Here is an 11,088-nt window from a genome sequence, read left to right as displayed (position 1 = left end):
CCGCCTCAGGCCAGCTGCCGCCAGGTCGCGTCGAGCAGGACCAGCCCCTCCGAACCGGACACATTGCGGTGGCGCTCATCGCCTTGCACCTGGAAATTCAGCAGGTTCTCGCCGTAGAAAATGCGCTTCTCCACCCCGCCGCCGCTGACGCCCAGGCGCAGGGAGTAGATGCCCGGCGTAAAGGGAATCCGGGAAATACGGCAGACCGCCTCGTGTTCGCCGGGGCCGACCTCGTCTATCCAGATCTCGTCACGGCTGTCGTAGGTGGTCAGGTAAAGGAAATCGGAGGTATGCACGCCGATGCCGAATTTCGGCCGCACCAGGGGATTGCCGTTTCGGTACAGGATGCGGATTTCCACAGGTTCGTTGGCGTGCACCCGCCGCAACGGCTGGCCATCGGGCGTGGTCATCGACAGCGACAGCAACTCGAAGCCGTCCGAAGACTCGAAATCGCCCCAGACAGGAGAAGCCCGATCGTAAATGATCCTGTCGCTTTGTTCGAAAAACGTCTGGCATACTTCCTGTGTCGGCCCATCGGCGACGATCTTGCCGTACTCGAAAAGCAGGACCCTGGTGCAGATGCGCTGCACCTGGCGGATATTGTGACTGACAAGCAACACGGTCTTTTTCTGGTTGAGGATGAGGTCTTCCATCTTATCGAAGCATTTTCGCTGGAAGGCGATGTCCCCCACGGCCAGCACCTCGTCGACGATGAGGATGTCGGCCTCGATGTTCGTGGCGATGGCGAAGCCCAACCGGACCTTCATCCCCGAACTGTATTTCTTCACCGGCGTATCCTCGAAGGGCCTGATCTCCGAGAACTCCAGAATGGGGTCCACCAGTTTTTCGATTTTCCGCCGGGGGACGCCGAGAATGGAGGCGTTGAGGTAGATGTTCTCCCGGCCGGTCAGTTCATGATGCAATCCGGCTCCCACCTCGATGAGCGGAGCCACCCGTCCCCGTACCCGGACGGCGCCCGCGCTCGGCGCGGTAATGCCCGAGAGGATCTTGAGCAGGGTGGATTTGCCCGCGCCGTTGGAGCCGATGATCCCGACGACCTCACCGGATTGGACGGAAAAATCGATGTTATCCAGCGCTTTGAACCGCTCCGGCTTTTCCGGGGTCCGCCCTGTGACCGTGCGCAACACGTTGCTTACGCTCTGCTTGAGGGTCACGATCTGCCCCAATTGGAATTCCTTCGTCATGGCGACGACTTCAATGGCGGTCATGGCTGATTGCCGCTCCTCGGATTTGTTCGTGTCGCGCAAGGGGATTGCAGAGGCGACACTAGATGACATCCGCGAAAGAATGCTCCGCGCGTTTGAAATATTCGTAGCTGGCCGGCAACAGCATCGCCACGAACAGGGCTCCTGGCCATATCACGGAAAAATCCGGCGGTTGGTTGCGCAGCAACACGCTCTGGAAGGCGTCCACAATGCCCACCAGGGGGTTTAGGGTGTAAAGGAAATAGAGCAGATCGGAATGGACTCCGGCGGCTTGCGAGACCAAAAGCACCCGTTTGACCAGGGACAGGGGATAAATGATGGGCGAGGCGTACATCACCAGGGATATGGCCACCGGCAGGAACTGGGACACGTCGCGGTAAAAGACGTTGAGGGCCGCGCCGGCAAGGTTCACGGCCAGGGTCGTCAGGACCAGATAGGCCAGCAAAAGCGGCAGCCAGGCGGCCTGGGTGGTAAGCGAAAGTCCATACCAGGCCATCAGCCCCAAAAGCACCGCGAAATCCACGCAAAATTCCACCATCTTGGTCAGGACGGACACCAGGGGGAACACTTCGCGGGGAAAATAGATCTTTTTTACCAACCCGGCGTTGAGCACGATGCTGTTCACCCCCAAAGCCACGCCCTCCTGGAAGAACACCCAGGGGATCAAGGCGGTGAAGGTCAGCACCGGGTACGGGATCGAACCGCTGTCGATGCCGATAAAACTGCGCATGAGGGTGAACACCAGCATGAGCATGACGGGTTTGAGCACCGTCCAGGCGATGCCGAGGTAGGCCTGCTTGTATCGGACCACGATTTCCTTCCAGACCAGCGTCGACAGCAATTCCCTGTAGTCCCAGAGACGCAAGGCTGCTTTCACGTGCGACATGCCATCGTTCCTCATAAGGAGATGTAGCGCCGAAGCGCCGGACCGAGAGTGTTGGCCACGGCAAGGGGCAGCCGACTCCAGCAGACCGCAAGCGCCCGGCGCGACACGCCGGGGCTGCGTTTTGCAGCTGGCGGCCACCGACGGCCGGATGGAGCGAAGCGCTCCCAGGCAAGCCCCAGCTCCCGCCCGCCCCATTGGAGTTTGAAGCGGTGCGTCCCGACGCCCGGCGTGCAACGGCCCATGTCGAACTCCTCCGCCCCGGCGGCCGCGGCCTGGGACAGCATGGACCAATACAAGAGCATGTTGGGATTGGCCCGGTTGTGTTCCCGCAGGGACGAAGCCCAGGGTTCGAAGGCCGTCCGTCCCTGGACCATCCAGATGGCGGCCGCGGCCGGAGTGCCATCCGACATGGCGACCACGGTCACGCGGGCCAGGTCCTCGAACCCGCGCAGCACCGCCTTGAACCAATCCAGGGAATGGACCGGGGAACCGAGATCGCGCATGTTCCGGGAAAAAACCCGGTAGAAGACCGACAGCAGCTCCATGCCGCCGGTCGCCGCCGTCAGGCCGTCGCGCTTGGGCTTGTTGATCTGGCTGCGCAGTTTGGACCGGAAGGAAGCCATGAGTTGCTGCGCGCCCTGGGGCAGCGCCATGCGGATGAGGACTTTGGCGCATTCCCCCGCTTCGGGCCGCGACTGGCGCAGTTCCAACCCGGCCGCGCCCTGCCGGCGGGTCTGTTCCAGCGCCTGGTCCACCAAGGCCTGCCTTGTGGCGGCATCCTCCGCCAGGGGGCCGCAGCAATCACAATATGGCAAGGAGACGAGCCAGCCGCGAAGACCGGGCAGGCGCATGCGCACAAGGGGCAGCACACCGGCCACCTGGCCGTCGCGCCAGGCCGCGAGCGGCGTGGGGGCAAAGCCGTAGGCGCGGCGGATGGCGTCCATCCAGGCCCAGCGGTGAAACGGGGTCGCCTTGGGGTGGCCGGCCACGAACGCGTCCCAGGCTTCCCGCTTTGCATCGTCGACGACAAGTACGCGCATCCCTGGCTACCCCAACATGTTTTCGAGCGGCGCCAATCGCGCTGACCAGCTGTAGCCTTGCTCCACGCGCCGTCTGGCGCACGCGCCCATGCTCGCCGCAGCTTCCGGGGACAGCAGCAGTTTCAGGGCGGCTGCGGCGAAGGCCTCGGGGTCGTCCGGGGCCACGGCCAGGTCCTGACCGGCGACGGCCTCGATCCCCTCAAAGGCCTGCGGCGTGGCCAACACCGCCTTGCCCATGGCCATGGCTTCCAAGACCTTGTTTTGCACCCCCCGGGCCAGACGCATGGGGGCCACGGACAAGGCCGCCTCGGCGACATAGGGGCGCACATCGCCCACGCCGCCCGTCACGCGCACCCCGGGCAGTGCGGCCAACGCGCGCACCGGGGGGGTCGGGTTGGCCCCCACGATCGTCAGGGTGGTTTCCGGCAGGCGTCGGCGCAGACGCGGCAGAACGGCGGTGGCGAACCAGACCATGGCGTCGATGTTGGGCCGGTAATCCATGGCCCCGCAAAAGACCGTCCGCCCTCGGACGCGTGCGGCGGGATCGGGCGGGACAAAATACTCCAGATCGACGCCGTTGGAGAGGGTGCGGACCTTGTCCTTCGCGCCGCCGATCCGGCGGAAAAGCGACGACTCGGCCTCGGTGACCAGAAGCGTGATCTGAAACATTTCGGAAACCAGGCGCTCGTACCGGCCAAGAAGCCGTGCTTCCAGGGCGTACACGCGGTTGAGCGGCCAGGCGGTGCGGCCGGCGTAGGCGCGCCACTTCTCGGAATCCACATCCACCAAATCCAGGAGCATCCTCGGCGGCAAAGGTCCCGGCGTCGCGCGCAGGTATTCGGCCATGGGCGCGCTGACCGCCAGGGCGGCTTCGATTGGCCGCGAAGCCAGGACCGTATCCACATAGTCCTGCAAGGAGCCGTCGCGGAAGCATTCCACGGAAAACGACGTTCCCCTGATCGCCCCCAAGGGGGATCGCAGTCTGCGCCACCAGGGCATCCGCTGCACCGCCAGGCTTGCGCAGTAAGGCCGCAACGCCTCGCGGTGGATCAGGTCGCCCGGGTCGTCCGCCAACATGCCGAGATGGATGCGCCACCCCCGTTCGGCCAGATGGCGCACCAGATGAAAGGACCTGATCTTATCCCCTTTGTGGGGGGGATAGGGAATGCGATGGCACAACACGAGGATTTCCCGCGCTCCGCCAGGATGCACGGTCGGCGTATCGCCTGTGGATCGTAGCGTGCCTTCACGCAGCATCATCGTTCTCCGGTCACAAGAACTCTGCCGCCGATAACTTCCCTTGCCTTTTGCTTCTCTACGCCGCCGAAACATTCCCCGCGATGGGGGCTGCTACCTAATCCGCGACTTGCGCCGATTGTTTTTTCCCGTCCGTCCGGCGGCTTCGTCGACCCTCCCCGCCGCCTGCGGGAGCATACGCCGGGCGTATGCGGGCCAACCCTCCCGGGCCAACGGGCCGCCCTCCATCGCCCTGCCGGTCGGCAAACCTCGACGGCCACAGTCCCCATCGTTTTGGGAAAGTCTTTCTCCTCCAACAGACTTCAAACACGATCTATTTTCGATGCGACCCGGATCGGCCGCGACCCTGGCCCATCCCCCGCGCACTTCTCTGGCCGCGGCACGTTTCCTGAGACCTCGTCCTTCGGCACGCTCTGTAAGCAATCCCGACAAAGACTGTCGGTTCTGGCCCTCAAAATTCGCCTCCCCGGCACACGCCGATTTTTTTGTTTATTATTCCACCATACTAAGCGCCATCCCCAGAGGCACGGCGCTTGCTCTAGCGGAATCCGAAACATCAACCCCGAACATCGAACCAACGCGGCAACAGTTGAACGCGAACCGCACGCTCATCGCAACGCACCAATATAACTATATAATTTGGCGAGTTCCATACAATATTATGCATATCCTCAACATTTATCACGGCGACCAAGCCACAGCTCCATACCAACCATACAACATACGAGGTAGCCAGCTCATGACCTGCTCAACCAAGCCAATATGTATCGTGACAGGATGCGCAGGAAATGTCGGCTCAAACTTGACGAAGAGGTTACTTCGGATGGGGTGCATCGTCATCGGCGTCGACAATCTTTTCTCAGGATCGTTAGACAACATGACCGACTTCATCGGCGATCCGGCCTTTCTATTTCACAACAAATCCATAACAAATACATTGTTCATGGAACAACTCATTAAAAAACATTCTCCAATATCTGCCATATTTCATCTGGCGGCCATTATCAGCGTGCCCTATTCCATGGACCATGTCGCGCAGACCATGAAGGTCAATCATGAGGCATCCAGCTTCCTGCATTCCAAGGCCATACAGTACGAATGCCGGACCTTCGTCTTCGCTGGTTCCGCCGCCGAATACGGCAGTCCCCTCCTCAGACCGGTTTTCGAAGCGGACGCCGGCGATCCCATAAGCCCCTACGGATTGTCCAAGTATCTGGTGTCGCAGGCCATCGACCAATCGGGATACGGGTGTTCCCTGCGTTTTTTCAACATCTACGGCCCCACCCGCGCCAAGGCAGGGCCCTACGACGGCGTGGTGCGCAAGTTTCTGGAAAGGACCCAAGCGGGACTTCCCCCGATCATCCATGGGGACGGCATGCAACTACGGGATTTTCTTTTTCTGGAGGACGCCCTGCGGGCCTTGACGACGGCCGCGGGCTTCATGAGGGGGTGGCCGCTTTCCGGGGTGTACAACGTAGGCACCGGTTGCGGGGTCAGCATCAACATGTTGGCCAGGTTGACCGTACGCATGGCCAAGCGAACCAACAAACCCATCTACGCCGAGGCGCGTCAGGGCGACATCCGTTACTCCGTGGCCGATAATTCGAAGCTTCTGCGCGACACGGGCTGGATTCCGGGCATTTCGATCAAAGAGGGCCTGGCCAAGACCGTCGCCGGCATGCGCGAAATCGCCGCCCCCCTTGAGCGGGAAGCCCAGGTCGTCCGGTAAAACGACGGCTGCGTCTTTGCCCCTTATGGTCGGGGTGGCCGCCCGCGGCTCGGGAACGGCTTGCCGAGCAAAGCCACGACCCGGGCCGCGTTGTCCGTCCACGTCCGCCGGTTTTCGACCATGGACCGGCGGGCGGCCTGGCCCAATCGCTGGCGTAAGGCCGGATCGCGCACGAGGGAGCGGACCTGTCCGGCGAAGTCGTCCCAATCGCCGGGAGCGAAAAGCAGGGCATCTTTTCCGTGGCGCACCACCTCGCGAATGTTGTCCTGATCCGGGGCCACCACGGCCTTGCCCGCAGCCAGATACTCGAAAAGCTTCATGGGAGAGGCGTATGCCGTAGCCGCCGGCTGAATCGCGATATCCACCCCCTCCAGAAGGCCGGGCAGGACCCGGCGGTCCGTGGGTCCGGTGATGGTCACGCGGTCCTCAAGGCGGCATCGGCGAATCATCCGTTCCAGATCCGGCCTGATCGGCCCGTCCCCGACCAGCAGCAAAGCGACCCCCTCCCGGAACAGACCGTGTTCATGGAGGGCGGCGACCATTTCCAGCAGCCCGTGCCACGGCCGGAACCAGCCGACAAACCCCAGCCTGACGGGGAATGCGGCCTGGCCTGCGGGCTTTGCCGGGTCGTCGAAGTCGCCGGGATTGACCCCGTTGTGCATGACCGCGATCCGGGCCGCCTCGGCCCCCCTCTCCACCAGCATGCCCCGCAGCACGCCGGTGACGGCGATGGTCCGGGTGGCGTGGTTGACGATATACGTCTCCATCGCCTGGGCCAGGCGTCGGAAGGCCAAACCTCCGTGCAGCGCCTTTTCCCTGGCCAGGGGGGAGTTCACCTCGAGGACCAGGGGGACGCCCGTCAGTTTGGACACCACGATTCCGCTCAGGTTGTAGAGCGAGTACCGCTCGTAAACGAACGCGGGGCGATGCCGTCGGACGGCCCGGTAGAGCCGGGGCACGCCGACGAGGTTGTACCCCAGTTCCAGCAACTCGTAGGCCGCGGGCGGCAGGCGGGCGACAAGACGGCTGACCAGGCCCGGACGGGAATCCCGCCCCACCTGTTCCCGGGCGTGCAGCGCCACCTTGGCCACCGTGTAGCCCAGCGTTTCGAACGCCCGGCACATCTCGTGGACGTGGATGCCCTGGGCGTCCACGCCTTGGGTGCGGTGGTGATAGACCACGACGGGCCGTTGCGGTTCACTGGACATCTTTGCCCAACGCCTGCCATTCCTTGAGGGAATAGGTCCGCTTGTTGTCGGGGGATTCGCACACGGGAAAGGTGCTGGAATAACGGTCGCCGGCGGCGGTCATCGAGGCGATGACGGCCGGACTGAACTGGAGCGGGATCACGGCGGCGTTGCGGAAATCGTTGCCCGACAAGCGCAGGCCCGTGCCATGGGCCAGGCCGAGGACGCCGCTCCAGGCGCATGACTCGAAGGTGTTGGCCTCGATCACGGCATTGGGGGCGTCGAGGGTGATGCCCTGGCCGTAGATGTTCTTGAAGTGGTTGCGCGCGACCATCGGCGCCGTGGTCCCGCCGACGAGGGTGAGGCCGGCGCCGCCTTCCTTGGTGGGGAAGGAGCCGGTGCGTTCGAGCTGGTTGTCGGTGATGACCGGCCCGGCCACCGCGCCGTTGATGTGGATGCCGTTGACGTGGGTGTCGCGGATGATGTTTTTGGCGATCACGATGTTCGCCGCCACGTCGCTGACATAGATGCCGTGCTCGGAATGGCAGCGCTCGATGCGGTTCTCGACGATGGCCGTGCCGTCGCTGCGGTAGGACATGATCCCGTAACTGTCCACGTCGCGGATGGTGTTGCCCTTAAGGGTCACCGACTGGCAGTTCCCCACGGTGACGCCGCGTTGGAACCCGGAGATGGTCAGGCCCTCGATGACCACGTGGCTGGATTTTTCCAACAGGATGCCGGAACCGTGAGCAAAGCTTTTGGCTCCCTGATCTCCCCGCCCCTCCAAGGAGGCGCCCGGTGCGGCGGCAATGCGGATGGGGGCTTGGGGCGTGCCCCGAAGCTCGGATATGCGCAGGCTTTTGCCGTATGTCCCCGGCATGAGCCGCACGACGCTTCCGGGGGCCAGGGAACGGAGCCGATTGCTGAGCGTGTCCGGATCGTCGCCTGGCCGCACCTGGACTTCCTGGCCGGCAAGGACGGAAGACGCTTCAAGGAGCAGAAGCGGCAGCAGGGCCGCGAGCAGCATTTTTCGGAAGAAACTCATGGGAGACCTCCTGCGGGAAGTTCGGGGTGTGCCGCAACACGCACGCATAAAGCGCCGCATACCGCGCGGCGATGCGCGACCAATCGTGCGCGGCCGCGATTTGGCGCAGTGCGCAAGGATCAACGGTTAAGGCCAGGACGCGCCGGATGCCCGCGGCCAGCGGCTCGGGCTCGGCCGAGTCAAGCAGCACCCCGGCGCGGGGATCGGCCAGGGCCTCGGCAATGCCGCCCAAGGCCGGGGCCACCACGGGCGTCCCGCAGGCCAGGGCCTCATGGATCACCGTGGGCCAGCCTTCGCTGTGGCTGGAAATGGCCAGCGCATCGGCGGCCTGGTAATAGGCAGCCAGCGCGTCGTGGGACACCCGGCCGGCAAAGCGCACGCGCCGGGCAAGGCCAAGCTCCCGGGCCAGGCGCTGGAGGGCCGGCCCCTGGCTGCCGTCTCCGACCAGCGCAAGATGCACGTCCGGGAGCAGGACCAGGGCGCGCAACAGGCGGTCGTATCCCTTGACCGGCTCCAGGCGTCCCGCGGCTGCGACCAGGGGAACCCCTGCTTCCAGGTGCAGGTCCCGACGCGCTTGCCCCTTGTCCGCCAAGGGGAACCTGTCGCAATCCACCCCATTGGGAATATGGAGGATGCGTCCGGGGTCTACGCCGAGGCGGGCGATTTTTCCGGCCAAGTCCTGCGAGACCGCCACCACGGCCGCAGCCTGACGCAGGGTCTTTGCGATGATGCGCCTTCGCGCCGGATGCCGGGCCAGGACATTGATGTCCGAACCGTGGCAGGTGACCACCAAGGGAAGCCCGGACCGGGCGGCCAGGCTGGCTGCCGCGGCGCCGTCCGGATAGGCGTAGTGGGCGTGGATGAGGTCGGGCTCGAACGCCAGGGCCCGGCGGAAGCATTTGCCGCTCCACCAGGCCATGAAACGGCTGTCCAGGGATTTGAGCAGCCTGGGGATGGTCCAGAAACGACAGCGATCCGTCTCGACGATCCCCTCCTGGGGCTGGCCGCAGCGGCGGGGAACGGACGCCAGCCAGTGGTAGCCGTTTTCCGGGACCACCAGCCGCACCTGGACCAGCCGGGTCAGGGCGAGCACCAGTCGGGCGACGAATATGCCGTGAACGGCGTTCGCCGCATTGGGATACAGCGACGTGTAAACCAGAACCTGCATGGGAGTGGCCCCCTGGCCAGGCTGCAGCCATGGACCGCCCAGGACCGGAAACGCCGGCCGGGGAATGTCCTCTACCCGCCTGCCAGCCCTTCGGGTTGCATCTTTATAAAATATCCCTGTATCGACGGGAAACTAGGCTTGGCGCACCGCGCCAGTCACGCCACGGACAGCCGCCCCTGCCGTCAAGTCGGCGGCCCTGCTTGCCGGCGAGGGCAGCGCGCGCGGAACAAGGCCGGACAGCACGGCCGCCATGGCGATGTAGACGAAAAGAAGCTCGGAATTTTCCCGACTCAGGAAGGAGCCGCCGACGCAGAAAGCGATTATCCCTGCGATGACTCCGCGGCAATGCAATTGCGCCCAGGCATCCCCGGCCCGCCTGGCCCGCAGATAGGCCCGAAACGTCGCGACAAGCGTCAACACGATCATCATGGCATAGAGGAAAAGCGTTATCTCTCCAGCTTCGGCCCCCACTTGAAACCAGGTGCTGTGAGCCACAAATCCTTCCGTCGTGTTGAGGCGTCGTTCGTATTCCTTCACAAAATTACCCCATCCCACCCCTTTGAGAGGATTCTCCCGCATGACCTCATAAGCAATCCTCCAGTAATACACCCTTTCCGTACCGTTGTATTCCTCGGGATCGTCCGACGGCCTCTCCCAGGCCGACTCGGCCTGTTGTCCGAGCCCGAAAATGCTCTCCACCCTGTCCACATAAGAGCCGGGCATATAAAAAGAGACCACGAGCACCATCAAGCAGCCGACCCAGACGGCCCGCCACGGCTTGCGGTCAAGGAGCAAAAAAACCAGTCCGGACATGGCGGCAGCCAGGAAGCCCCCCCGCGAATAGGTGAGGGTCAGGGTCAAAAGCCCGCCGATTGCCGCCAGCCCGAAGAGGATGCGCGCCTTCCACCCCCGGTGCCAGTGAAGGGCCAGCGCGACGTAGAACAGCGGCAGCCCCATGGCCAAGGCCAAGGCCCAGTCGTTGGAGTCATTGATCCAGCCGGCGACGCCCTGGATGCCGACCCAGGCCTGTCGCGTTTGGGTTTCCACAAGGCTTTTGAGGATATCGTAGGACAAGCAGGCCACTATTCCCCAGAAAAAGAAGCTGTAGTCCTTTCGATCCGCCATGGCCCAGACCGTCAGCATCGTCAGCAGCCCCACCTTGAGGAATTCATCAAGGCGCTTTTCCGCCAACTCCGGCTGCACGGCCGCCAGGGCGCTCACACAGGCCATGACCAAAAAGGCGGCCATGGTCATCATGGTCAGCGGGAAACGGAAGTTGAGCCTGCGCACGTTGAGCAGGCAAACGGCCAGCCCCATCCCGGCCGTGATCTTGGCCAGGGGAATGCCCATGAAGATGGGATAGCTCGCCTGGGGGTTCATGATGGAAGTGCCGAAATACATGACCATGGCGGCGACCGGACGCACAATGGCCAGACACCCCAGGGCGATGTAAAAGAGCAAGAAAAATACGGTCATCACCCACGGCTGGCTAAATGTCATCGATCCGAAAAGCCCCAAAAGGGAATTGATGCCCATGATGCGATCCTGCT

9 protein-coding genes are annotated in these 11,088 nt (G+C 63.5%); 1 reads left to right on the top strand and 8 read right to left on the bottom strand.

Annotation, left to right across the window (positions count from 1 at the left end; genetic code table 11):
- Positions 1–5: 5 nt before the first annotated feature.
- Genes Q1K70_RS04635 through Q1K70_RS04620 form a run of 4 tightly spaced genes read right to left on the bottom strand, consistent with a single transcriptional unit; the run spans position 6 to position 4,334 of the window.
- Positions 6–1,229: an ABC transporter ATP-binding protein gene (locus Q1K70_RS04635; RefSeq protein WP_300156353.1), complete on the bottom strand. Its 1,224-nt coding sequence runs from the start codon at positions 1,227–1,229 to the stop codon at positions 6–8.
- 58 nt (positions 1,230–1,287) lie between these two features.
- Positions 1,288–2,112 carry an ABC transporter permease gene (locus Q1K70_RS04630; RefSeq protein WP_300156351.1) on the bottom strand — a complete coding sequence of 275 codons (825 nt, stop codon included), beginning with the start codon at positions 2,110–2,112 and terminating at the stop codon, positions 1,288–1,290.
- Between the two features lie 11 nt (positions 2,113–2,123).
- On the bottom strand, positions 2,124–3,152 hold the full coding sequence (locus Q1K70_RS04625; protein WP_300156349.1) for a GNAT family N-acetyltransferase: 1,029 nt from the start codon (positions 3,150–3,152) through the stop codon (positions 2,124–2,126).
- Between the two features lie 6 nt (positions 3,153–3,158).
- Positions 3,159–4,334 (bottom strand): TIGR03087 family PEP-CTERM/XrtA system glycosyltransferase, encoded by a 1,176-nt coding sequence (locus Q1K70_RS04620; RefSeq protein WP_300156329.1) that lies wholly within the window; start codon positions 4,332–4,334, stop codon positions 3,159–3,161.
- Positions 4,335–5,148: 814 nt separating this feature from the next.
- Here Q1K70_RS04620 and Q1K70_RS04615 point away from each other — a divergent pair.
- Positions 5,149–6,138: an NAD-dependent epimerase/dehydratase family protein gene (locus Q1K70_RS04615; RefSeq protein ID WP_300156327.1), complete on the top strand. Its 990-nt coding sequence runs from the start codon at positions 5,149–5,151 to the stop codon at positions 6,136–6,138.
- Positions 6,139–6,161: 23 nt separating this feature from the next.
- Here the strand turns inward: Q1K70_RS04615 and Q1K70_RS04610 are convergent, their stop codons facing one another.
- The 4 genes from Q1K70_RS04610 to Q1K70_RS04595 all read right to left on the bottom strand — a co-directional run bounded on the left by Q1K70_RS04610 (position 6,162) and on the right by Q1K70_RS04595 (position 11,074).
- Positions 6,162–7,346 (bottom strand): glycosyltransferase family 4 protein, encoded by a 1,185-nt coding sequence (locus Q1K70_RS04610; RefSeq protein ID WP_300156324.1) that lies wholly within the window; start codon positions 7,344–7,346, stop codon positions 6,162–6,164.
- A complete protein-coding gene (locus Q1K70_RS04605) occupies positions 7,336–8,370 on the bottom strand; it encodes a nitrous oxide reductase family maturation protein NosD (RefSeq protein ID WP_300156322.1) in 1,035 nt (344 codons plus the stop codon). The genes Q1K70_RS04610 and Q1K70_RS04605 overlap by 11 nt, the downstream gene beginning before the upstream one ends.
- Positions 8,315–9,538 carry a glycosyltransferase family 4 protein gene (locus Q1K70_RS04600; RefSeq protein ID WP_300156320.1) on the bottom strand — a complete coding sequence of 408 codons (1,224 nt, stop codon included), beginning with the start codon at positions 9,536–9,538 and terminating at the stop codon, positions 8,315–8,317. Before Q1K70_RS04600 ends, Q1K70_RS04605 begins: the two co-directional genes overlap by 56 nt.
- A 132-nt stretch (positions 9,539–9,670) precedes the next feature.
- The gene (locus Q1K70_RS04595) at positions 9,671–11,074 is read right to left on the bottom strand and encodes an O-antigen ligase family protein (protein WP_300156318.1); all 1,404 of its coding nucleotides are present in this window, start codon (positions 11,072–11,074) and stop codon (positions 9,671–9,673) included.
- Between the last annotated feature and the right edge of the window lie 14 nt (positions 11,075–11,088).

Source organism: Solidesulfovibrio sp. (assembly GCF_029978005.1).
GTDB lineage: Bacteria > Desulfobacterota > Desulfovibrionia > Desulfovibrionales > Desulfovibrionaceae > Solidesulfovibrio.
The sequence above is the reverse complement of the archived record's forward strand: the minus strand, read 5'-3'. Positions and strand labels throughout refer to the sequence as shown.

Coding starts and splice junctions, on each gene's coding strand:
- Q1K70_RS04595 (WP_300156318.1), bottom strand. CDS start 11,074: ATGGGCATCAATTCCCTTTTGGGGCTTTTCGGATCGATGACATTTAGC.
- Q1K70_RS04635 (WP_300156353.1), bottom strand. CDS start 1,229: ATGACCGCCATTGAAGTCGTCGCCATGACGAAGGAATTCCAATTGGGG.
- Q1K70_RS04610 (WP_300156324.1), bottom strand. CDS start 7,346: ATGTCCAGTGAACCGCAACGGCCCGTCGTGGTCTATCACCACCGCACC.
- Q1K70_RS04630 (WP_300156351.1), bottom strand. CDS start 2,112: ATGTCGCACGTGAAAGCAGCCTTGCGTCTCTGGGACTACAGGGAATTG.
- Q1K70_RS04625 (WP_300156349.1), bottom strand. CDS start 3,152: ATGCGCGTACTTGTCGTCGACGATGCAAAGCGGGAAGCCTGGGACGCG.
- Q1K70_RS04615 (WP_300156327.1), top strand. CDS start 5,149: ATGACCTGCTCAACCAAGCCAATATGTATCGTGACAGGATGCGCAGGA.
- Q1K70_RS04600 (WP_300156320.1), bottom strand. CDS start 9,538: ATGCAGGTTCTGGTTTACACGTCGCTGTATCCCAATGCGGCGAACGCC.
- Q1K70_RS04605 (WP_300156322.1), bottom strand. CDS start 8,370: ATGAGTTTCTTCCGAAAAATGCTGCTCGCGGCCCTGCTGCCGCTTCTG.